This window comes from Paenibacillus sp. 01T422 (assembly GCF_056398785.1).
Window position 1 is genome coordinate 1 of the sequence record NZ_JBFTQB010000075.1, and the last position, 24,050, is coordinate 24,050.

A 24,050-nucleotide genomic window follows, 5' to 3' on the forward strand; every position below is an offset into this window, starting at 1 on the left:
GGAGCAGTTATCGCATTAAATTCATCGTAGTCGCCGTTACTTCCGCCAGCAAAAGTACCGTCGGGACCCACATCTCCTTCGTAGATGATGGTTTTACCATTTCCTTTTGTGGYGTCAAAAGAAATGCGGTATGGGTTACGGAAGCCCCAAGCATAGACGTAATCTCTTGCACCGCCTTGACCTGTAAAGTAAGGGTTATCGTTCGATGCAGAACCGTCTTTGTTGAAACGAAGAATTTTACCACGCATATCATCCAAGTTCTGAGATGTCTGTAAGGAACGGGTTTGTGGCCCTTGTGTAGGTGTGTTGTTATCTCCTATCGTCAAATACAGCTTGCCATCCGGCCCGAATTTAAGGTACCCAGCTTGATGGCAGCAGGTCACATCGGACGTTACTTTTAACAAGTTCTTTTCTGTATTTCCACTAATTACTCCGTTCTCGTATGTAAAACGAGCAACATTGTTAATCAGCTGACCCTCTGCTGTTTTCACTGGATTTGTATAATACAGATAAATGTAGTGATTCGATTCAAAATCAGGATCAAGGGCCAAACCCAATAACCCGTGTTCCCCCTCCAGGTTGGTAGGGATGTTCAAAATTTCCTTCGTATCTCCTTCTTGAGAAACGGTATAAACTTTACCGAAAAGGCTGATTACGAAAATTTCGCCACTTTTGGAAATATCGAGTCCAACTGGACTTGCAATAGTTCCTTTGACCAGAGAAACCTTCTGCAGGCCGCCTTTCGGAGAAGACTGATCGCAATCCGTATCGGTAGCTTCTCCCCATGCATATTTCAAACCTCCGAGAAGATGCTGTTGGAAATCTTCATTGAACCAAGTTTCCGGATGGTGACCTAATGCCGTATAGAACATTCTTCCGTTTTGAACCGGGCTGCACCAAGCATTCGGATGGTCCTCGAACGGTCCTCCCGTTACGCCATTGCTGTTCATATCCAAGCTTAAAAGAATATGTTTCCCTTTATCCCGTGGATTTTCTTTGAAATAGTACACTTCCTCAAGTGCTGTCCAGGAGGGACCCAGGTGGGCAGTAGCTGGATTATTGGAATCTTCCACATTGAATTTCACTGTTTGTGTCCATGGATGATTACTGAAGTACGCGCCTGTTAAGTCGCCATACTCTTGCCAATCATACCCGGTATCTGTAGCCGAATGTGCGCCTACATAACCTTTGCCTGATTTGATGAAATTCATGAAATCCTGCTTCTGTTGATCAGTCAAACCCCAATCGCTAAAGTTGCCTGTCGTGCTGACAAAAAAGACAACATCATACTTAGCAAGATTAGCAGCGTTAATATCTGCCGCATTTTCCGTAAAATCAATTTCAAAACCATATTTTTTGGCCATTTCAGGAAGTGCTACTTTAGCTCCTTGATCAATTGATGCATGACGAAAGCCTGTTGTTTTGGAAATAGCCAAAATTTTGTGCCCATGCTCTTCACCTTCATGTGCAGATGCTACTCCAGAACTTAAAACTGAACTAAGCGGTAATAAAATGGTAGATAAAAACATGACAAGTGCTAAAAATCCATACATCACTGAGCGCCGTCGACTCATTCCTTCATCCCTTTCGTTTCCTTTAATGAGTTAAAATAATCATTCAAAATTCGATKGGCCTGCCCATTGCCCGGTTTTCGTTCCGATTGTTGACACTTTAACCCCGCTTCCCATTTGTCATGTAATCGCATGTAGTTTCCGATATCCCCCCCTTCAAGAAGGTGACGTATCTTCTGTTTCAAGAAACTTCAAGCGCTTGTATATCATCAAGGCGGACTCAAGTTCATTATGTTAAGCGCTTTCATCTAGTTTCCTGAGCTATTTCTTCTATAGGTTTATCCTAATTGAAACCGTTCACATGAACAATTAACTAAGTTGAGATAAAAGTACATATTCTTGTGGTATATATACAACCCCATTTATATATGAATCTTGGATTCCGTATGATAACGAAGCGATTCACGAACAAGGGCATCATCCACATAGGTGATAAAAGAGCCTTCTTCTTGATTAATCCTGCCCAGCCCGTTTAGAAGAACAAGGCCTGTTTGGCCGGGCACATAACGTCTGTATCCCTTTTTGTTATCACGCAGCATGTATCTCTCAATGTTTGGAATCCACAAAGATGGGGGAATGACGTTAGCACCGATTAGCTCCAAAAGCTCGTGATGCAGGTCTACTTCATTTTCTGTCAAGAGCCCCAACGACTTGGATACCGTTGACATGCATAACATACCGAAGGCAATGGACTCTCCATGTGAATAGTCCCCATTTCCAAGCAATTCCACGGCATGTCCAATCGTATGCCCATACTCTAACACGACAGCATGATTTTTTTCATAAGGATCATCCTGCATGACCGTCATCTTAGCTTCAATACAAAACTCAATAAACTGTTGAAGCTCCTCCATTCGATACTGACTCGATGGTCTGAGCAATTTGCGATACGTACCAATTTGTTCAGGAAGAATCGCCAATAAGTTTTTCACCAATTCACAAAGACCGGAACGGATTTCTCTTGCCGGCAAGCTATGAAGGAAAGACAGCTCGACACATACGACTCTTGGCGTGTAAAAAAAGCCGAGAATATTTTTCCCTTGACCCAGGTTCACACCTTGCTTTAACGATAAGACAGAGTCGGATGCGGCAATTAACGTCGTTGGTATATGAATGAGAGGTAACCCACGGCACAGCATCCCAGCGACCATCCCTGCAACATTACCTGAAACCCCACCTCCAAGAGCTACGATGACAGTACGTCGATCCGCCCCGAGAGCGAGTGCCTTTCTGCATAAATGTTCAATGGTCATCAGATTTTTATTGTTCTCCCCCGGAGGAAAAGTCAATAAATAAGTCGTTCCTGCCTTTTGAAATGCAGCCATCGTTTGGGCAACAATAGGATGGGGAACGCCGCTATCGCTAATAATCATATATTTATCGACTTCAAGGGGATTCAGCCATTCCGCGACCTGGCCCAGCACATCTTCGCCTGAAATGAAATCATACTGATGCGTACCGAATTGAATCTGTTTTTTGTAAATGGTTAACCCTCCATTCGTTGTTAAGATACTTCAAAACCAGAAAGGGTCTCGTCAACATACAGCTTGGATTTACTTACATGAGAGAAAGGATCCGCTAGAGAAAGATTGGGTTCGCCTCCGACAATCACCCATCCATCGAATTGACGATCGATCAATTTCTTGAAAATGGGCCTGAATTGAATCCAACCGTCTCCAGGAACCGTAAATACGCCTTCATTAACAGAAGTTAAATAATCTAAAAATTTTCCCCTTACATGATTTAAGACGGACTGTCTAATATCTGTGAGATGGATATATGGAATTCGATCATAGTAGTGGTTCAATAGAGCTAACGGATCGCCACCGCTGTAGTATGCATGTCCAGCGTCTAACAACAAATGTACAAGTTTCGGATCTGTATCTTCCATCAATTTCCCTATTTCTTTGGCCTTTTCCACAATCGTACCGACATGATGCTGATAAACTAATATCATGTCGTATGCTTGACAGATTTCACCCGCCAAATGCAAGGTTTCTATGAAAAAGCTCCACTGATCCTCCGTCAATCGAATGACATCTTTGCTCGGCTGTGTACGAGCCGGGTCCCAGTGCATAGACCCTCCGACTTCACAGATGATAACGTGTTTACCATTCATTTCTTTTAACCCTTCCACATGTTTCCGGAACGATTCAAGCTCGCTCTCACGTAAGTCAGGTTTGGAAAAAATGACGTTTTTCCGTTGTGATGCAAGCTGAAGACCATAATCATTCAACATTTGTTTGAATTGATTTGGAGCCATGGACAATTGTTGACCATGCTCGATACCAACAAAACCTAGGGAGGACATCCTTTGCATGAAATCAGCCTCACAGAACAGCTCGTCCGAAAGCTTGGAATCCCCCTGATTCCAGGGAACTGGGGAAAACCCCAATCGGAAAGGATAGCTTCTCCGTTCATTCATTTTCATTTCCCCTTTCTAAGAATCGTAGCCCAACATATTGAAAATGATTGTCGGAATATCTCTTGCGCGCCAAACGGCAGCTTGATTGATGAATTCATGAGATGGACCAATAGCAATGAGACTTACCAAGTCATCTTCGCTGGTCGGACAAACACCATGAGAACCCTTGATGAGTTCCGGCGTTAAAGGAATGGACCGCGTCTTAAAATCCATGAACAGCTCTACCGCATCGTACCCAGGTTTACGATGAATATCCACGGTTGTGGCATACGGAGGGGCTGCATTCGGGTCATTCCACCAATAATAGGCAAACCATGCGTTTCGCTCGGCAATCGCAACAAGTTCGCCTGCATTCGGATGGTTTAAGCTCCACTGTTTTTTGCCGGCTTCGCCAAGGACTTGCCCAACCCCATCAACCTCCAGCAGAACGCGTTTCACATCATCCCTAATAACAGGATCATTGATATAAATATGAGCGATTTGATGATCCACGACAGCAAAAGCCTGACTATGATAGGTGTCAAGATACTCTTTGCCATTCAGTTCAATCACCTTTAACCAGCCTTGCTCGCGGAGAATACGATTTAAATAAATCGGTGACTCCACAGGTTGAAGCGCGTATTCGGAAAGAATGATCACAGCGGTATCGTCCATTTTCCCCATCTGCTCCAGCGAATCCACAAACTGTCCAACGATCTGATCAATTTCTTTTATCGCTTGCTGTTGTTGTTCACTTTCAGGGCCAAATCTCTGAGCTTGATAATCGAGGTTCGGCAAATAAGCGAAGGTTAAGGTTGGATGATGATCTTCAATAATGTTGAGTGCGGCCTTCGCGATCCATTCACTCGATGCTACTCCTGCAAGTGGTCCCCAAAAAGAATGAAGCTTGAAAGGACCTTGCTTCTCTGCGATTTGCTCATACAGCCCAGGCGGATTCGAAAAGTACCACTCCTCCATCCCCTGTTCCAAGTGCATAGGAGACGGTGTAACAATAAAATCCGCGCTATCATATTTAATATGCTGCATAAATAAAACAGCCGATTTCGATTCAGGATCAAGTCGCTTTAAGGTTTCCCACATCCGTTCTCCTTCGAGCGGAGCAATCGTCTGTTCCCACATCAAAACTTCTCTTTGCTTACGATCAAAACGTCCGTTACCCACAATGCCGTGACGACTCGGTTCCTCACCTGTCGTGATTGTGGCTTGCATCGCTCCTGTGACGGCAGGAAAAACAGGCTTTATCTTAGATACACTGCCCTTAGCAGCGATACGATTTAAATTTGGCGTTAATTCATTGTTCTCCAAGTGAGCTGGCGTTAAGCCCACCACATCAAGAACAACAACATGCTTCGCTTGTTTTTGCATATTTTCCCCACTTTCTCCTTATGTGCTTCACTAAGTCATGGCGATGGTTCGTGCCATCCAAGAAGATACGACAATAAAAAAAGCTACGATTAATGCGTGAAGACCGCCGTCTATAATGGAAACAATTGCTGCGTTCAACAGCAGTAAAGACAAAATGCCATATTTCACTCCTCGCTTAATGAAAGCCGGTTTAGGCTCGCGTATGGCCGGATACAAGGCATAGCCCTCTACAAAACCATATAAGGAAATAAAAAATAACTCCATCAGCGATATAGAGTCCTTAAACGTCCCAAAACCGATTAGCCATAAAAAGATACCAAAAGGAATCAAGGCAATTAACAAAATGGTTGTCCTTGTGTACCCGTAATTTTCTCCTCGGCTCAGCGCCGTTACTCCGATAATATGCAAGAAGGGAAGCAGCGCAAGCAACGCAAAATCCCAAAAGTGCTCCTGCAAAAAGGATAGCCCCAGCCATAAGTTAAGGCCTCGGCATAAAGCCATCACCAGTGTGCCTGGAATCCCGTATTTTTTTGCCCAAGTATTGTAAAGCACAATAGAAGCCACCAAGGCCAAAGCAACATAAAAAGAAAATAGACTGAAGACAGCAGCCAGAGCTAAACCAACTGCCAATAGAATACATGCGAGCATAAGTGCATGGCTTCTGCTAATTTTCCCTGACGGTATGGGCCGTTCAGGTCGCTCGATTTGATCCAGGGAGGCGTCCATAACATCATTTAAAACAACACCTCCCGCATAAAGCAGGATCGAAGCAACGAGGAGCAGCCAAACCATACCCGAAAGACCCTGACCAATACTAGAAACAATAAACGCCCCAGCTAACACATCACCAGCGGAGGTGACTAAATTAGGAACCCTTAAAATTTGTAAATAGGCTTTCATTTTGAACCGTTAACCGCAGTTTTTGCTCTAGCCAAGTCTTGAAGGATGGGAGAAATATAGTCAAACGCTTTTTTCGTAGCCGGCACTGGATCTTCTTCATAGGGATACAGCTCTATCGTAATAAACCCATCATAATTCGTCTTCACAATTTCATTCAGCAGCGCTCTAAAATCAATGACCCCTTCACCTGGGACTAAATGATGATGAATTCTTGAAGACGATATATCTTCCAAATGATAGTGTCTTGTATATGCTGCTAATTGGCTGACCAATTGCACAGGATCCTCCCCTGCACAGTAGAAATGTCCGATATCGAAATTGAGGCCAATCCGAGGTGACGATATACGTTCCATGAACTTAAGAAATTGCCCGGAAGTCTCGATTAATAGCTCCGGCTCAGGTTCAATCATGACGGTTACGCCCTTTTTCTCAGCGTGTTCGGCAAGTTCGTGAATTGCTTCCTCAAAAACATCCAACGCCCAATCTTCCTTCGCCCCATCCAGTGGTCCTCCCGGTTCAATCGAAAGGTGAGGAACCCCCCACTCTGCAGCCAGATCAATACAGCTTAACGTGTGGTTGATCCGTTTCCGTCTTTCGCTTGCCTCCTTCTCAATATAGGAGGGGCGCCAGCAATCCCCGAGAGCGTATAACATGAAGGCATTCAAATTACATATCTTCAGCCCATTATTTTCAGCTCGCTCTTTGATTTCTTGTCTTCTGGCCGGAGTTAAATCGGGTGGATAAGCGTGCGGGATATCACACAAAACTTCTATTCCATCAAAACCAATTTCTTGTAACGTATCCATGGTCGTTAGTAAATCGAATCTTTTATACGCATTAGCGCTGAAACCCAGCTTCATTGAACTTCCTCCTCTTCCTTTTCGTGCATATGAATACTACATATTTAATTTCCCTGACATTTTGTAGAACTGATAAGGATTGTCCCATACGACCTTTTGAATCTCTTCCTCGGCAAATCCGGCTTCTTTCATTTTTTTACACGTACGAGGAACACTTATTGGATCTGCCGGGCCCCAGTCACAGGCACTGTTAATCATAAGCCGATCCGTTCCATATTGCTGCATAATCGCAATCGCTCTCTCCGGTGAAATCTTCCCTGGGTATACGGTCATACCCGCCCAAGCGCCATATTCCAATGCAAGGTCAACGGTTTCTTCAATATTGTGATCCAGTAATACCTTCTCAGGACGAATACCGATTTCATCCAAAACTCGAATCGTTCTTTTTGTACCCTCTCGTTTATTGACGTGTGGAATATGAACCATCACAAGCATGTCTTTTCTTTTAGCCAGCTCAAGTTGTCTACGCATCACTTCTTCTTCCGCGTCCGTAATTTTGTCAAAGCCTATTTCGCCAATTGCAAGACATCTTGGGTGCGATAAAAATGGCTCCATGCCCTCAATCACTTGAAGGGCAAGCTCCAAATTGTTGGCTTCTTTCGGATTTGCAGCTATACATGAATAATGTTCAATATCATACTTCTTTGCTCTTACAGGTTCGAAATTAAGGATATGGCTAAAATAATCATAATAGGTATGAACCGATGTGCGTTCACTTCCCAGCCAAAATGAAGGTTCAACGACAATTTCAATACCGCATAACGACATTTTTTCGTAATCATCTACCGTTCTTGAATACATATGTACATGCGGATCTATAATACGCATACTCATCTCTCCCTTGTTTTGTGGATTAACACGAAATGGTGTAATTTGACATGTGCGCAAGTGCACGTTTGGCAGCCCCATCGGGATCGTCTGGATAGGAATAAATTTCAAAAGTAACAAAATGGTTATAACGAATCAATTGAAGCGCTTCCAAAACTTCCTCGAAATCGATATCACCTTCTCCAGGTACGAGATGATAATGCTTGCGTCCTCGGATATCTTCAAGATGGATATTAACAATCTTCTCACCAAAACGTTGGATGGTTCCTGCCAAAGGCTCGCCGAGAACTTCCGTATGGCCGAGATCCAAATTGATACCCAGCAATGGGTGATTGAGCTCCGCAATGACGCGCTGAACCTCATTTGCATTTTCAATTAACAGACCTGGTTCATATTCAATACCTATTCGAATATTTCTTTTTTCCGCATAAGGCAGTATTTGAGTTAGAGATTCTACTAATAATAAATAGGCTTGATCCGGAGGATTTCCAGCAAGACACTTACCGGAAGTAACACTGATACAGGATGCTCCCCATTCCGCAGCCAAATCTATACATCTTTCGGTATATCGAATTCGTTGAAAACGTACTTCCTCCCTTCGATTACATAAGGAAGGCTCAAAAACGGTCTCTCCACTAGGATGAATCGTTGGATATACGCTGACCGCAGTATTCGCATTAATATTACTAACGGACATTCCCTTTTGTTCCAACAAGCGAGTCACTTGTTTCACTTCTTGAACCGTAATATCAAGAGGAGAAAGATGAGGGTAATCGCCGAGGATTTCCAATGCTGAATACCCGCAATTATGAATTCGTTCAATGGCTTCGTTCAAAGAGAAACGAGTGTAGGCATTACTACTGATCGCGTAACGCATATAACCCCTCCTTTAACTGCTAATTTGGATCTCTTTCCGTATGACGTAAGGTCAATATAAGGTCAGCTTGCAATTAAGCGTTTTCAAATGAATGAATTGATTTCCCCTTTCCCTTGCTTGGATGACTAACCGCCATATTGCTACATCACATAATAAATTTTATTGAATTAGCACTTAATAAACAATTAGCTATGTTGCGCATTTCCTACCTTTACTTGCGATTCTTGCGTTTATCTGAACTGAATTGTGATATTTTCATATAAATTATATATTAGTAAGGTGAAGCAGGACTTTTGACCCAAGGCTAGTAATTATTATGAATATTATTATTACTTTAGAGGGTGTAAAATGGATTTATTATCGTTTGTCGACATAACCTTATTTTTCCTCTTGTTTGCTTTTTTTGTATATATATTTGCTTCAGTTACAATCACTACCCTGCACAAAATTTATTTAACCTTCCATTTTTCTATGATGTTATGGCCTATCTGCCAGTTTGCTATCAAAACGATGGACACTCCCAAGGTTCAATTATTTTATCTAAAACTATCTTTTATTGACATGTGCCTGATTGCCGTTGGTTGGCTTCTTTTCACAATCTTTCTCACAGGTCATTCGCTATTTCTGAGAAAGAAAATATCATTATTGCTTTTTGTCCCGGCTATACTAGTAGCTACCTGCGTGATCGCCAATCCAAATGGTAGGTTCGTCCTACCTTTGCAAGGTAATTACATCCACAGATCTTATGGACCACTTTTTTGGTATATCCTTGCTGTCTTGATTGGCTATATTATAGTTTCGCTATATATTATGAGCAAAGCATTACTATCCGACAAGTCACCTCGTATCAAAACACAGGTTAAGCAAGTGCTTAGAGGAATTATAGTAATGACCGTATTCATATTTTTAGATATATTCTTGAATGTTGTCCTAAGTTCATCTTTGCCCGCCATCCCAGGATTGACATCAGTAGGCATCCTACTTTCTGTTATTTTCTTTGTCATTGCCATTAATCGCGATAAAGCATTTGATATTGTGACAATAGCCCATCAAGATATTATTGATACAATAGATCATGGAATTCTGGTACTCGATGATAATGAAATAGTTATAGAAATAAATCGGTCTCTACGTCCTCAATTTGACTTGCATATAGGTTCCCGTTTCGATATGGCAAACATTCTCTCCAAAGGGCAGTCTAATGGCTTTATTGATTTATTCCTTGAAACATACCAAAGGCACCCTCTGAAGCGAACTCAAATCGAAATGAAGTTCCCTAATGGACGCCATATCATTATTCAAACTGCGCCTATCCGTGTTGATAGTAATCACAGGCAAGTCTCTTAGCCGAACGAGTCAAATCCACAGTTGAATCCAATAAGATGATAGTTAAAAATATACCTCATTCTCTATCGATCACTATAAGTATCGGATTACTATCAATAAATAATTTCGCCTTCGAAAGTCTAAGAAGTCCCGATACCTATTTAAACGATTTACTTGAATCAGTGGATAAAGCCTTATATAGGGCAAAGGACGAAGGTCGGAATCGGATTGTCAGTATTGTAAGATAATTATTTGTAATTGAACCAAACAGACAAAGGCAGCCGATCGTGTCGGCTGCCTTCATGTCGTGATTGGACTATCGTTTCCGTTAGTTGAATCGTAGATGGGATCGTTGAATGATGCGTATGCTGATTTAAAAATATCATGGAATAGGAGTCCCTGATTGCCCCTGCTTTATTTACCCCACGATCAATGCGTACACAATACCGGGTCCGTGAACCCCAATGGTCAAGTCATTCTCAATATCAGCCGAACGACTTGGTCCAGAGATGAAATGAATACCCGCAGGCAAGCTCTCACTTCCTGCGCGATCGAAATTAACTAATGTTTCGCCTAAACGTGTTTTCAGTCTTTCTACTGGAATAATAGCCATCAATACGGTCGGGAGCAAACTAACAGATCTTCCTTTGTCCCGAGATGACAGGACCGTCATGGAGCCTGTATACGCTGTAGCGTAATCCGCCATTACAATACCAAAATCCGCTTCAGCGGCGCGGGCTTTCCAGTGATTCTCCGGGTCACGGTTCCAAACCGATATACTAGTGTCTTGTAGCACTCCTTCCAAATCAAGAGCATCAAGCTCCGATTGGTTTTGCCGGATGATATATTTAGCGCTCATTTCCTGTGCTTTATTCACTATGAATTGTTTAACATCTTCCATGGAAGATAAACGAGTCACATATCCGCCAGCAGTTTGGAAATTTTCCGTAAATCTCTCAATCCTCTCTTCAAGAGGCCACTCGAATGCTTGCCAGAAATCAGGCGCCCCTCGGTAAGGCTGAGCCGGTTTCTCAGTCACCCGTGCTCTTCCAAGCTTGCTAGCGATGCCATTCATAAATGCTTCCTGTTTCGCGCGTGACTCCGCTTCAAGCTGCGCTAACCATTCCTGATGCGTATCAGCCATGCTCATGCCCTCCTCCGGTTTCTCTTTCCTTGACAATGGCTTCCATTCGTTGGCGAACTTCCGGGTCCAGCTCCTTCAGACCTTGGCGCAGTTCTGCCTCCAATGTCCCCCACCCCTCACGGAACGATTTTTCTGGCAAACTTGGCGTTACCCGATACGAATTCCAGCCTTTGAGCGGACCCAGCTTCGTACGGATCTCTCCACTACGAACGACAAGTTTTTGACCGATCTTACCGAGCTTCAGCACACCTTTGAAACGGCCCGAATTGGCCATAACCGCCGAGAAGCCTTTCATGCCAACCGCTTCAAGCATGTTGCCATGACCGCTCTCCACTTTACGGCGCCGTAAAGAAACAAGCATATCGTGCAGAGGGATTTTGACGGGGCACGCTTCGTAGCAAGCCCCGCATAAGCTGGAGGCATTCGCAATATCGTCCCATTCGGCCACGTTTTTCTTTAACGCAGGAGTCAGTACTGCGCCGATCGGGCCGCTGTACGTGCCCCCATATGCATGCCCCCCGATATGACGGTACACCGGACAAGCGTTCAAACAAGCGCCGCAGCGGATACAATTCAGCAATTCTTGAAATTCGGGATCTCCCAACTGCAAAGAACGTCCGTTATCGACGATAATGATGTGCATTTCCTCAGGACCATCGGCATCATGTTCTCTTCGCGGACCCGTAATCCCTGACATGTACACCGTCAGCTTCTGACCTGTCGCCGAACGCGGCAGAAGGGTTGCCATGACTTCCAATGGCCGGAATAATAATATGGGAAGGCGTTTCTCCCGCGAGTTGAATGATATACTCACCTAAATCCGACTCGATAGGTTCTATCCCGATAGATTCAAGCGCGTGATTTAGATGAAGCTCTTCGGTTACCATTGACTTTGATTTTACAACCGACTTTGCTGATTTACGTTCCGCAATCGCCAGAGTAATTTTCACCGCATCAGCCGATGTATCAGCGAAATGGACATGAACACCATTAGCCCGAGCGTTATCGGCAAACAAATTCAAATAATAATCCAGATGAGCAATCGTATGCAGCCGGATTTGTCGACCTCTCTCTCTCCACTCATCCCAATTGCCGTGTTCTTCAGCAGCTTTCTTCTTACCTCCGCGCAGCCGCTCAGTCGTGAAGCGTACTGCATTGCGCAAAAACTCATCGTTAAGCGCCAGCTCCGCACGTTCTTTAACGCTTGAAGCAGCAGAATTCGTAGTACTCAAGCTCGTTTCACTCCTTCATGCAGCAGCTCTGCCAAGTGCATCACCTTGACGGGCTCGTTTCGAAAGCGCAGGTTGCCAGCGATATTCATTAAGCATGCCATATCGAGACCGACGAGAACTTCCGCTTCCGTTTCTTTCACATGATTCACTTTCTCTGAGACCATAGCTCCTGAAATGTCTGCCATCTTTACAGCAAAAGTCCCGCCGAACCCGCAGCAATCTTCAGCAAAAGGAAGCGGAACAAATTGTAAACCTTGGACTTTTTTCAGTAATTCCATTGGCTCATCTTTGATACCAAGCAGCCTGCTTCCGTGGCATGATGGATGATAGGTGACTTTATGAGGAAACACCGCCCCCAGATCAGTAACCCCCAACACCTGCACAAGGAACTGAGTAAACTCGTAAGTTTTTCTCTGAAGCTTTACCGCTTTCTCCAAGTTAACAGGATCATCTTGAAAGAGATTCGAATAGTGATGAATCATGTAGGTGCATGAACCCGAAGGAGAGATAACAAAATCGCTATCTTCAAATGCTTTGAGAATTGTTTTGGCCGTTATCCGTGCTTCATCCCAATATCCGCTGTTATAAGCTGGTTGACCGCAGCAAGTTTGAACGTTAGGAAACTCCATCTGAACCCCATATTGGGCTAAAAGCCGCACCATCGCTTCTCCTACTCGGGGATAAATCGCATCGCTGAGACAAGTAATAAATAATGACACTTTCATGGTGCACCTCTCATCTATATGAACTATATATTTATCAGATTGTCAGATATGTAAAGTAAAAGAACCTCAACGATCGAGGTTCTTACTATTTATTCTACTATGCACCGCGATCTCCTCAACCCAAGGATAAGCATCATGTCTCAGCAACCATCGTATTGGTTAACGAACCCAATTTTTCAATCTCTATGGTTACAACATCTCCCGGTTTTAAATAGATCTGCTTCTCCTTCGGATAGCCAAGCACAACGCCGGCAGGCGTCCCTGTTAGGATAATATCACCTGGAAGTAAGGTCATGTGTTGCGAGATGTAGCTGACAATTTCGTTGCAATGAAAGATCATATCGGATGTATGGGATTGCTGTCTAACCTCGCCGTTGACGATACAGCGAATGTCCAGATTGTTCGGATCTCCTACTTCATCTGCGGTAACAAGGAATGGTCCTAACGGGCTGAAGCTATCACATGATTTACCAAGCAGCCATTGATGCGTTCTCATTTGCAAATCTCGCGCGGACAAGTCATTCACATTGCAATAGCCGAATACGTGATCTAAAGCATGCTCCTTCTCCACATATTTAGCTTTTTTACCGATCACAATCACAAGCTCTGCTTCGTAATCAACCTGCGACGACACTTTCTCCGGCAGTGGAACTTCACAGCCATGTCCAGTTAGCGTGTTCGAGAATTTATTAAAAAGAATCGGATACTCCGGAATCGGCGCATTGGTTTCTTCAGCATGCTTGCGATAGTTGAGCCCTACACAAATGATTTTGTTTGGGTTCGTCACACAGGGTCCATATTGAAGATGAGTCTCATCCAGCCAATAAGCTTCTCCCTCAGAGCCTGCTTCAAGCACGATGTTCACAAGACGCTGCAGCTCCGCAACCGCCGCCGTTCCGCCTTCTATGACAGCATGTAGCGTGGTCGACAAGCTACTCGTTTGGTCCAAAGCCATTCCTTCGATGGCTGCGGCGACATCCAAAATGCCTTTCTCCGTTTTAATACCAAGCTTATAATGGCCGTTGTCGTTAAATGTCAGTAGTTTCATTCGTAAATATTCTCCTCCATCTAGCTATTGTTAGGCGTTTTTACCGAAAACAACACCACCGTCAATGTAGAGCGGAGAACCCATCATAAACTTGGAATCATCAGATGCCAAGAACAATGCCGCATTAGCAACATCCTCTGACTTGCCCAGTTCACCGCTGAGCTGGCGCTGTTTTAATGATTCGATGGCAACTGTAGGATCGTCATAGGAAGTCTTCAAATAGTTCTCTACGAACGGTGTAAAGATCGTACCCGGCAGTAGTGCATTCACCCGGATATTGTAGGCTGCGTAATCAACCTGCATCGATTTGGTTAAAGCGAGTACGGCTCCCTTCGTTGCAGCATAAGAAACTCTGCGCGCGAGTCCAATTTCCGCTACGCACGACGACATGTTGATAATCGAACCTGTTTTACGCTCCATCATATAGGGCAATACATATTTCGAGGGCAGGAACACGCCCTTTACGTTAATGCTCATTATCCGGTCCCAAGCTTCCGGCTCAATTTCATGCACAGCTCCGACGCCACTGATTCCGGCATTGTTAAACAGAACGTCGATGCGACCAAATTCAGCAATAGCCGCTTCCACCATTGTCTTGACGTGCTCAGGATTTGTTACATCCGCGTGGAGAAATAGCGCTTCTCCACCCTTGTCCTTAATTTCGCTCACGGTTTCTCTGCCCTTGATTTCATCCAAGTCGTTCACGATAACTGTCGCGCCTTCTTGTGCAAAAAGCAATGCCGTGCTTTTACCAATACCTGATCCAGCTCCGGTGATCAAAGTTACCTTATCTTGTAATCGCATACTTCCACTCCTCTTCCTAAGCAAATCGATTCTCTTCGGGATCTTCCGTATCATAGCCAAAGGCATCCAGCGCCGGCCATAGCTCAGAGGCAATCGGGTAATTCGCGAGTTCCAACGTTTGGGCTATCCGTTCCGGTTTACTCATGCCGACGACCGTACTCGCGATTCGCGGGTCGCGAAGCGAAAATTGAAGTGCGGCGGCGGCAAGCGGAACATCGTATTCCGAGCAAACCTTGGCGAACATACGCGCTCTCTCCAATAAGAGTGGCGGAGCTTCGCTATAGGCGTAACGCGCGTATGCTTCCGGACCTTTAGCGAGTATGCCGCTGCCATAAGGAGCAGCGTTAATAACCGCAACGCCCATACGACTCGCGATATCAAGCAAAGGTTCGGCAGCCCGATTGAGCAGCGTATATCGATTGTGGGTTTCAACGCTACTAAACGCTCCCGTTTCGACATAACGAATGAGCATATCGATCGGTCCGCCGGATATGCCGATGTGATCGATGACCCCTTGCTCTTGAAGCTTTTGCAGTACTTCTAACGGTCCGCCGGATCCCATCACATTCTCGAAGGTGGTATGTTCAGGATCGTGGATGTAAACGTATTGCAGACGATCAAGTCCTAATCGTTCGAGACTTCCTTCGATGGAATGTTTCATCTGTTCGCCGCTAAAGTCGCCGGTCTTAAAGTCGCGGTCGGCTTTGGTGGCGAGCACGTAACCTGCGGGAAGACCACCATTCGCATGAATGGCCTTACCGATTCGCCGTTCGCTCTCGCCTTCGCCGTAAGCCGCAGCCGTATCCAGAAAGTTGATTGGGCTTTCGAAGGCGGTGCGCAACGTCAGCAATGCTTGTTCCYCCGACGTGTTGTATTGAAAGGTTTCCGGCATATCCCCAAGTGGAGCGGCTCCAAAACATAGCGGTGATATGAGTAGGCCCGTACTGCCAAGCAGTCTTTTGGATAATAATGCGTTCGTCATGGAGGGTTCCTCGCTTTCTGATATTGTCTTCATTATAACGACACACCCAAAAAGCCCCGTGTCATTTGGAAATCGATATTACCTTGCTGATAGAGACGCGGTACATAAGTATGTTCCAGAATTTCTTTGCTGCGTTCAAGAATTTGATTCACCCAGAAGCTCGGGTTGCCCTCGAGTACCAAATCGAAATCTTGCTTATGGTTATGCAGATCAACCTGTTCCGACGTCACTTGCAGCATGGGGACGAAAGGATGCGCCTGCATCGGACGATCACCAATCAGCGCGATGATTAATTCCACACCCGTGGCGGCGAGTCCTGTAATCGTCTCCACGCCATGCGTTGTTGGAGTCTCCATAATGTGGAAGCCGTTTCGGCGGACGTGTTCCCCATAGGAAATAGACGGCCGAACTTGAGACGTGCTAAATAGATGCTGACTGAACGCGTCCTCGGCAAGCAATCCGCTGTTCTCGGGAACGACGACCAAGCCTCCGGCCCCAACGATCATCTTGGTTAGTAGCCCCAACTGCTCGCCGGCATCTTTGTTAATGACACCAATGCTTACGATCCCGATGCGCAGCCCTTCCAGACCGACGGTCACCCTCTCCGCAGGATCGGCTGCAGTTAATCGATCGGCGAACCAGGCCTCAACCTTCTCGCTCACCTTGGCAATTCCCCCGTCGAGCTGGATGCTGGCATAACCAAGACGGCTTGCATCGACACCCATCACATCCATCTGATGGCGCATGTAGTCGTTATGCGTTTTCTCGCAGCCATGCTCCAGCAGCAAACAATGCTCCACCATCGGATGCGTAATATAGCCAATCATCGTGCGGGCAAACAACGATTCCGCTGGCCCCCCCGAGGTGCCGCAGCCTTCCGTGTGCGCCAATGTGACAAAGCGCGAGAGCTCAGGCTGCCCTGCTCCTTGCTCGTTCAAGCGCCGTGTGATCATACCGGCTACCTGTCCGGCACAAAGACTGGTAGGCACGATCAAGCCGATATGATCACTGGACTGCCGATTGCCATGCCGAGTAAAGGAGAATTGGATCGAGTTAGCCATCGATACAGCATCATCTTTAATTGCTATCGGTACTCCTGTCGGTACAGGAGTGTGAAGCAGCGTCTCCAGCTGACTCACATCGTTCTGCTGCCAGTTGCGCCAAATTTGCACTTGCGCATGGCCCGCCTTCTCGCCGACGCTTCGCTGACCAGAGGCAATTTGGAGTGCCAACTCGAATACCTCCTGGCCCAGCTCATCCATCGACTTGCCTTCCAGATACTGCCCCGCGTTCACATCCATATCGTTCGACAGCAATTGGAAGCGGCGAGTTGTCGTGACCACCTTGACCGTAGGTACATACGGGAAGTTGGTGATCGAACCATTTCCCGTTGTAAAGAAGATCATGTTGCAGCCTGCGGCTATTTGTCCGGCGATGCTCTCCAGGTCATTTCCAGGGCTATCCATGAAATAGTAACCGCCATCCTTCATGAGCTCCCCGTACTCCGTTGCATAGTCGATCCGCGTTGTCGGGTCTTTCTTCATCGCAGCGCCTATAGATTTGAGATAGATATTGTACAAGCCGCGATACATGTTGCCGCCTGACGGGTTACCTTCCGCACTGGTGCCATGCCAGGACGTACGCTCCTTAAATCGATTCACAAGTTCCAGAAATTTGCGGGCGGTCTCCAAGTTGCGTACTTTCGACAGGATATAGGGCTCCGCGCCAATCAACTCGTCCGTTTCGGCTAGACTAGCCGCACCGCCGTAGCGCACCAATTGTTCCGAAACCCAGCCGAGCAGCGGATTCGCGGATACTCCGGAAAATGCGTCCGAACCGCCGCACTGCAAGCCGATTCGCAAGTGGCGGATGGATTCAGTCGTCCGATGCATCGTGTTGACCGCCCCCAGCCATTCCCGTACTATCGCTTCACCTTTAACCAGCTCCTCTTCGAAGCTGCCCGTGAGCGACACGAACTTATGCAGCACTTCATCGATCGGATAGCTATGCTCGCGTGCATAAGCCTCCACCATCTTGTTCGTGACCGATTCATTGCCATAATCGACAACCAATACGGCTCCGACGTTCGGGTTGACCATGAAACCTGCGAGCGTCCGCAGCAGCAAATCCACATTATTCGGTTTCTCTGTGCCGCCCTCCGTGTGAGCGACGGGAACGATCCCGTCTATATTCGAATCGTTCTTCCATTCGCCTTGCAGACGAGTGGCAAGCTCATTCACGTAGCTCCCTGTGTGGGAGGTGGTGCCTAGCAGTACGATGTAGTTCCGGGTGCCAACTCCGCGATCTTCATGGCGGCGATATCCCATGAAAGTGCGCGTATCATTAAAAACTGGCGATGCCTGAGCCGGCCGGAAGTTCTCCTCGTCAAAGATATAAGGAGAAACTTGATCAGCGAAATTGGGTTCCGCTGGCACCGCGAATGTCAACTGGCGCACACTGAGCGCTTCCCGTACTGTTTCGTTAATCACATAGTGGCCGGGCTGAATCGGCTTAAGCGCCATGCCGAAAGGCAAGTGCCACGAAAGTAGATTTTCGCCAGGAGAAATCGCTTTCACCGCAAATCGATGGCCTTCCATAACCGTGTAATCCAAGACGAGGAATTGGCCTTCATACTGAATGACGGTACCGGAATTCAATTGGTGAATCGCAACGGCGCAGTTATCCCCGGGCAAGGGAAGTCTCGCTACTTCTTCAAATTGGTAAACGACGTCCATCGGTGACTGGCTCCTTTAATGAGATTTTCCGAACTTATAGAATAAATTGAGTTTCTTCAAAGTTAGTACTGCTCAATATTATTGTATCAAGAATATGGCATTTGTTAATTCTTTACCTTTGCAAAAACATACTCTATTTTGATATTCTATAAATAAGAAAAATAATGAAGTGAGATGATCTGGGGAGGTCCGGAACATGCAAAAACCGCTTATAAAAAACTTTATTAACGACCACCTCTTACCATTTGACATTGTATTTAAGGACATAAAGACACCAAATCGCGAACTGCCAGAGCATCTTCATGATCGCTTTGAATTGGTTTATGTTTATAGTGGAAAAGGTACATTTTTCTTAAACCAAATGCTCTATGAGATGAATGAAGGAGACCTCTTCATCATTCCTGGAAATACCGTTCATCAGGCATTGCCAGACTCCGAACTTCCAATTACTGCCACTGCTGTCTATTTTGATTCACAACTGATCGGACATTATTCAGCAGGTGATTCATTTACGAATATGCAAGTTTTTGAGCGAGCCCGAAAATATATGAGCTATAAGCTTGTTATCCCTGCAGCCATGCGCCCTCATCTCGAAGAAAAACTCAAACAAATGCATGAAGAATTGGAACGACACGAAGCTGGTTTTAGATACGCAGTTCAACTACATTTAAATAGCCTGCTCATCAGCATTAATCGTTTGATTTTAAAAGAATCCCATCATCAACTGGCCGCGTCCGATATCGGCCCCCCCTGGTTACTAAACATACTTCAACACTTAGATCAGTTTCACACTGAACAAATCGCTGGACTTTCATATTTGGCTAAACACGCTTCAGTCTCAACCGCTCATTTATCTAGGGTGTTTAAACAACTAACCGGGATGAACATCACCGACTATGTGAATGCCAAGCGAATTTCAACTGCAAAAGAGCTGCTTTTAACTACCGACTTAGGTATTGATATGATCGCCCACAATTGCGGTTATGAGAGCTTACCTTATTTTCATAAGTTATTTAAGAAGTTTACTGGCGTTACCCCAGGCGTATATCGAAGAAAAGTAATGAATGAAATTCATACTGATCTTTACAATTGATTTTCTTGAAAACATGGAACGGGCAGGATAAGATTTTAGATAATAGGAGTAAGGAGGGCAAATAAATGAACTTTATTTTCTTTTCACCGAATTATCCAATGTACTGCGCGGAATTTTGCTTTCACTTGAAAAACTGCGGAGTGAATGTACTTGGCATTAGCGATGTGGATTATTACCAACTTAACGAAAAGCTGAAACATTCGCTTACTGAGTATATCCAAGTAGATCGTCTGGAGAATTATGACGAGGTTCTGCGCGCGGTCGGTTACTATACCCATAAATATGGAAAAATTGATCGTTTCGAATCCCTTAACGAGCATTGGCTGGAGCCTGATGCGCACATTCGAACCGATTTCAACATTTTCGGGACGAAGCTCGATTTCATTTCTAATTTGAAACAAAAATCGAAGATGGAAAAGTTTTTCAAAAAAAGCGGTGTCGAGTCCATACGTTCCATAACGAAATTCGATCGTGCGAAGGCAAAGAAATTCATTGAGAAAATCGGCTATCCCGTCGTTGTGAAACCGAATATAGGCGTGGGAGCGAACATGACTTACAAAATCGCGAACGAGTCGGAGCTCGAGCATTTCTTGCATACCAAACCGTCAGAAGTCGAATTTATCATGCAAGAGCATATAGATGGCGTACTGCAAACCTACGATGGTCTTGTTAACAAAGATGGAGAAATCATATTTGCTGCAAGCCACGAATTTCCGCATAGCATCATGGAATCCGTAAATTCTGGCAATCATTTTAGCTATTATTGTTTAAAGGAAGTAAGCAGGGAGATTGAGGAGGCCGGTCGAAAGATCATCCGAACCTATGGGATCAAAGAACGCTTTTTTCATCTCGAGTTTTTCAAATCCAATGCGGATGGACATATTATTGCGCTTGAAGTCAACATGAGGCCGCCCGGTTCGTGGATGACGGATGCGATCAATTACTCTTACGATATTGATATCTACGAACTATGGGCGAATATGGTTGTTAATAATCAGGTGGAAGGACCTTTTGTCGGGAAGTATTATACCGGGTTTGCCAGCCACATAAACCACCTCCCCTACGCCCATGGGCACGAAGAGATCATGCAGCGATATCAACATGAAATTGTCTATCATTTCAGTATTGAGGATGTACAAAGCCAGTCAAGGGGAAATTATGCGTATCAATTTCGCTCAAAGGACTTTGATGAAGTGAAACGAATTGAAGCTTTTATTCATGCAGTAGCAAACAAAGTCGAGGTGTATGCATGAAAGTAACCTATCACAAGGCATATAGTAACAACTTGCATAGGGACATGGAATACAAAACCTACGGACATCAAGGGAAGCCCGTTCTTGTTTTTCCCACCTCCTGCGGACGGTTTTATCAGTATGAAGATTCCGGTATGATCGGCACGTTGGCAAGTTATATTGAACAAGGGCAAATTCAAGTCTGGACATGCGACAGCATTGACGAAGAGACATTTTATGCCAAGAACGCGACGACCGATGAGAAAATGAAACGCCATGACCAATATGATGCCTATGTGAAAGACGAACTCATTCCTTCTATTCTGCATCAAAGCAAGGAGAGCAACGGAGGACGAACTCAAAAGATCTTGGCGACAGGATGTTCGCTGGGGGCTTATCATAGTGCCAACATGTTTTTCCGGCACCCACAATATTTTGACAGTTTAATTGCTTTAAGCGGTTTGTATTCGACCAATCGTTTTTTTGGAGAAGAGGTCCCTCCTTCAGCTTATTACCATTCCCCTCTTCACTATTTAAAAAACTTGGAGGACGATTCCTATCTGAATCAATACAGGAACAGCAAAATCATCATTTGCACAGGCCAAGGCGCTTATGAAGATTTAATGCGATCGGAGACGCAGAAGCTCTTGGAAGTGCTGCAGGAGAAACACGTCCCAGCAAGCGTGGAATTTTGGGGGCACGATGTCAATCATGATTGGTACTGGTGGAGGAGACAAATTCTTTACTACATGGATCGGTACTTACGTTAAGAAGTATGACAGTCCTAACTTCAAAATTGTCCTTTGTAATACTGATAAAGGAGGCTCATTATTTTTTCAAAGTTATTTATATCTTAAACGGATTATCTCCAGAACGTTTTTCCAAATTTCGCTTTAAGTGAACTAAACATATGTAAATTTCACCAAGTCAATATACCTCCTGCTATAAAGCATTTACCCATTACAAAAAGCGTCAGCGATCAAATCGCCGACACTCTTTATGTGTTCCTGCTATGAGAGATAGTAATTGTCTTTTAACACTGCTACCTATGCGGCATTCCCCTTATCCCCGAATAGATTTTACATGGAAATAATACTGTTAATTTGTTCAAATGAGCTAATTATATGGGATTAGATGGAAATTCTTCCGCTATTCCCTCTAGTTTTCTCATAAAGGGGGAGCTGTGGCCAAAATAACTGGAGGAATTCCTTTTATTCCACAAAACCCTCTCTCAGCGCCATTTTTAACAGTAGAAATTGGTGTTATTTCACACTAAACAGATACCTGATGCACAAGCCATCTCGATTACAGCGACCGAGCCTGACTTAATCGCACCGTAGCGGGCTTCTATCAGATTTCCTAATGGCCCAGTTACTATCGTCGGATTATACACGCCTCCGATACCTTCGACTTCATCTAGGCTATTTCCTTTGTAGATAACCAATCCGCCAGCTCCGTCTGTAAATCGTCCGTTTGCCAACAGCTTGCCTTCCTCCTGCAAATTTCCCAGAAATTGTAAATGTTGTTTTCGAAACTTCACGCTTTTCTCCACATCTTTCATCGGTAGAAAAACGGCAAAATGTTTTAAGAACTCTTTATTCTCGTCCCGCTGAAGTTGAAAGCCCAACATTGCGGACATATCCTGCCCTGCGAAGCCGTTTCGAATCGCGCCTTTCAGCAAGCTTCTTACACGGTTGCCGACAGATAGATCTACGCCGCTTTGCTTGGCCATTTCAATTGCGAGGTCAAGATCTTTTCCAAGAAGCTTAATTGCAAAACCAGGCTTGTAGTCTTCCTTAGCAATGTGATTATTATAGTGACGTTCAAGCATGCGGCTTCCTGCAAAGCTCGAACCTAAAATCTGCACAAGTTTCTCTTCTCCAACAGATGATTTCCTTCCAAGCGCCAAACCTTCACTAAGCGCTTGAGTATGAATACCAACCATCAGTTGATTAATAAGTTTCACGACCGAGCCGCTTCCGCTGCTGCCAACGTAATCAACTTGCTTGCCGATTGTTTGAAGTACGGGGAGCGCTCGTTCAAAATCGTTCCTATCACCGCCGACCATAATGCTCAGTGTACCCGCTGAGGCACCTATCGTACCACCGCTAACCGTGGCCATGCAGGATGACCTTTACGTAGTCCTCGGCGTCTTCAGATGTGTTCGCGCGATCCATTATAGAAGTGATATGCGGCATTTCCTCACTTTTTCATATCGTTACCTCCGCTGCTAGATTGCGCATATATTGTACATACTGGGGAAATGCAATTTCAGGATTCTCCAATTCCGGATACCATTTTTTCTCCCATTCTAAGGTGAAATAGCCTTGGTATCCTTCACGAATTAATAACTTGTGGATTTCTTTCAGCGGTATATCTCCTTCTCCTGTTAAACAGTATTGGAAGTCTTCTCCTCCGTTTTCTCCAGTACGTGAATCTTTCACATGAGTGTACTCGATCCATTGCCCCAGTGTCTTCCAGGTTTCCTCAGGCTGCTCTCCCACCATACGGTAAGGATGGTGCACATCCCACAGTACCCCGACAGCTTCCGTATCCACCTGCTCCAGCACCTTTTTCATATTAACGCATGAAATCCAATCATCATGCGTTTCAATTAAAAGCTTAACACCGTGTGCCTTTGCGATTTTTGCCATTTCGCTTACATGCTGAGCGACCTTCTCAACAGCCATTTCCCGGCTAGCATCATCGCTAATTTTACCCCCAAACACACGAATGTAGCGTGTTCCGAAAATACGGCAAAGCTTTGAGAATTCGGTGATCTCCTGCATATTCTTTTCAAAGTTTTCAACTGAAAATAAATGGACGGAGCTGGAAAAGCAAGATACATGAAGACCGGCATCAGTGATTTTACGAAGTGTTTGTTCAACCTGCTCGGAAAACTC

At 45.0% G+C, this 24,050-nt stretch carries 21 protein-coding genes and 1 pseudogene; 5 read left to right on the plus strand and 17 right to left on the minus strand.

Annotated features, from left to right (window positions below; translation table 11 throughout):
* The 8 genes from AC1DUA_RS06250 to AC1DUA_RS06285 all read right to left on the minus strand — a co-directional run.
* The coding region (locus AC1DUA_RS06250) for a ThuA domain-containing protein (protein ID WP_477498901.1) at positions 1–1,574 on the minus strand (1,574 nt) is incomplete at its 3' end.
* Positions 1,575–1,933: 359 nt separating this feature from the next.
* Positions 1,934–3,082, minus strand: a complete 1,149-nt coding sequence (locus AC1DUA_RS06255) for a 2-deoxy-scyllo-inosose synthase (RefSeq protein WP_477498921.1) — start codon at positions 3,080–3,082, stop codon at positions 1,934–1,936.
* The gene (locus tag AC1DUA_RS06260) at positions 3,076–3,996 is read right to left on the minus strand and encodes a TIM barrel protein (RefSeq protein WP_477498902.1); all 921 of its coding nucleotides are present in this window, start codon (positions 3,994–3,996) and stop codon (positions 3,076–3,078) included. Before AC1DUA_RS06260 ends, AC1DUA_RS06255 begins: the two co-directional genes overlap by 7 nt.
* Before the next feature lie 15 nt (positions 3,997–4,011).
* Entirely contained in the window at positions 4,012–5,361 is a 1,350-nt protein-coding gene (locus AC1DUA_RS06265) for an alkaline phosphatase family protein (protein ID WP_477498903.1), read from the minus strand.
* 30 nt (positions 5,362–5,391) lie between these two features.
* Positions 5,392–6,261: a UbiA-like protein EboC gene (gene eboC / locus AC1DUA_RS06270; RefSeq protein WP_477498904.1), complete on the minus strand. Its 870-nt coding sequence runs from the start codon at positions 6,259–6,261 to the stop codon at positions 5,392–5,394.
* Complete coding sequence (locus AC1DUA_RS06275) at positions 6,258–7,121, minus strand: sugar phosphate isomerase/epimerase family protein (RefSeq protein WP_477498905.1); 864 nt, start codon at positions 7,119–7,121, stop codon at positions 6,258–6,260. Before AC1DUA_RS06275 ends, eboC begins: the two co-directional genes overlap by 4 nt.
* A gap of 36 nt (positions 7,122–7,157) precedes the next feature.
* Positions 7,158–7,949, minus strand: a complete 792-nt coding sequence (locus AC1DUA_RS06280) for a TatD family hydrolase (protein ID WP_477498906.1) — start codon at positions 7,947–7,949, stop codon at positions 7,158–7,160.
* Positions 7,950–7,974: 25 nt separating this feature from the next.
* Positions 7,975–8,826, minus strand: a complete 852-nt coding sequence (locus AC1DUA_RS06285) for a sugar phosphate isomerase/epimerase family protein (RefSeq protein WP_477498907.1) — start codon at positions 8,824–8,826, stop codon at positions 7,975–7,977.
* 348 nt (positions 8,827–9,174) lie between these two features.
* Between AC1DUA_RS06285 and AC1DUA_RS06290 the strand changes: the two genes are divergently transcribed.
* On the plus strand, positions 9,175–10,173 hold the full coding sequence (locus tag AC1DUA_RS06290) for a histidine kinase N-terminal 7TM domain-containing protein (protein WP_477498908.1): 999 nt from the start codon (positions 9,175–9,177) through the stop codon (positions 10,171–10,173).
* 35 nt (positions 10,174–10,208) lie between these two features.
* Positions 10,209–10,400 carry a hypothetical protein gene (locus tag AC1DUA_RS06295; RefSeq protein ID WP_477498909.1) on the plus strand — a complete coding sequence of 64 codons (192 nt, stop codon included), beginning with the start codon at positions 10,209–10,211 and terminating at the stop codon, positions 10,398–10,400.
* 170 nt (positions 10,401–10,570) lie between these two features.
* Here the strand turns inward: AC1DUA_RS06295 and AC1DUA_RS06300 are convergent, their stop codons facing one another.
* From AC1DUA_RS06300 to AC1DUA_RS06330, 7 genes and pseudogenes are all read right to left on the minus strand, one after another.
* Positions 10,571–11,296 carry a LutC/YkgG family protein gene (locus AC1DUA_RS06300; RefSeq protein WP_477498910.1) on the minus strand — a complete coding sequence of 242 codons (726 nt, stop codon included), beginning with the start codon at positions 11,294–11,296 and terminating at the stop codon, positions 10,571–10,573.
* Positions 11,289–12,528, minus strand: a pseudogene (locus AC1DUA_RS06305) (4Fe-4S dicluster domain-containing protein). The gene AC1DUA_RS06300 and the pseudogene AC1DUA_RS06305 overlap by 8 nt, the downstream one beginning before the upstream one ends.
* A complete protein-coding gene (locus AC1DUA_RS06310; protein ID WP_477498911.1) occupies positions 12,525–13,253 on the minus strand; it encodes a (Fe-S)-binding protein in 729 nt (242 codons plus the stop codon). Before AC1DUA_RS06310 ends, AC1DUA_RS06305 begins: the two are co-directional and overlap by 4 nt.
* Positions 13,254–13,386: 133 nt before the next feature.
* Positions 13,387–14,301 (minus strand): fumarylacetoacetate hydrolase family protein, encoded by a 915-nt coding sequence (locus tag AC1DUA_RS06315; RefSeq protein WP_477498912.1) that lies wholly within the window; start codon positions 14,299–14,301, stop codon positions 13,387–13,389.
* Between the two features lie 30 nt (positions 14,302–14,331).
* Positions 14,332–15,105 carry an SDR family NAD(P)-dependent oxidoreductase gene (locus AC1DUA_RS06320; protein WP_477498913.1) on the minus strand — a complete coding sequence of 258 codons (774 nt, stop codon included), beginning with the start codon at positions 15,103–15,105 and terminating at the stop codon, positions 14,332–14,334.
* A 16-nt stretch (positions 15,106–15,121) separates the two neighbouring features.
* Entirely contained in the window at positions 15,122–16,087 is a 966-nt protein-coding gene (locus AC1DUA_RS06325; RefSeq protein ID WP_477498914.1) for an aldo/keto reductase, read from the minus strand.
* 32 nt (positions 16,088–16,119) lie between these two features.
* A complete protein-coding gene (locus AC1DUA_RS06330) occupies positions 16,120–18,822 on the minus strand; it encodes a UxaA family hydrolase (protein WP_477498915.1) in 2,703 nt (900 codons plus the stop codon).
* Between the two features lie 196 nt (positions 18,823–19,018).
* On the opposite strand from AC1DUA_RS06330, the gene AC1DUA_RS06335 reads away from it, so the two are divergent.
* The 3 genes from AC1DUA_RS06335 to AC1DUA_RS06345 all read left to right on the plus strand — a co-directional run bounded on the left by AC1DUA_RS06335 (position 19,019) and on the right by AC1DUA_RS06345 (position 21,917).
* Positions 19,019–19,915, plus strand: a complete 897-nt coding sequence (locus tag AC1DUA_RS06335) for a helix-turn-helix domain-containing protein (RefSeq protein WP_477498916.1) — start codon at positions 19,019–19,021, stop codon at positions 19,913–19,915.
* 65 nt (positions 19,916–19,980) lie between these two features.
* On the plus strand, positions 19,981–21,168 hold the full coding sequence (locus tag AC1DUA_RS06340) for an ATP-grasp domain-containing protein (RefSeq protein WP_477498917.1): 1,188 nt from the start codon (positions 19,981–19,983) through the stop codon (positions 21,166–21,168).
* Positions 21,165–21,917, plus strand: coding sequence for an esterase family protein (locus AC1DUA_RS06345; protein ID WP_477498918.1), 753 nt, complete (start codon positions 21,165–21,167; stop codon positions 21,915–21,917). Before AC1DUA_RS06340 ends, AC1DUA_RS06345 begins: the two co-directional genes overlap by 4 nt.
* 497 nt (positions 21,918–22,414) lie before the next feature.
* Here the strand turns inward: AC1DUA_RS06345 and AC1DUA_RS06350 are convergent, their stop codons facing one another.
* Together AC1DUA_RS06350 and AC1DUA_RS06355 are read right to left on the minus strand one after the other, a co-directional pair.
* A complete protein-coding gene (locus AC1DUA_RS06350) occupies positions 22,415–23,269 on the minus strand; it encodes an NAD-binding protein (RefSeq protein WP_477498919.1) in 855 nt (284 codons plus the stop codon).
* 88 nt (positions 23,270–23,357) lie between these two features.
* Positions 23,358–24,050: sugar phosphate isomerase/epimerase family protein (locus AC1DUA_RS06355; protein WP_477498920.1), on the minus strand; the 693-nt coding region annotated here is incomplete at its 5' end.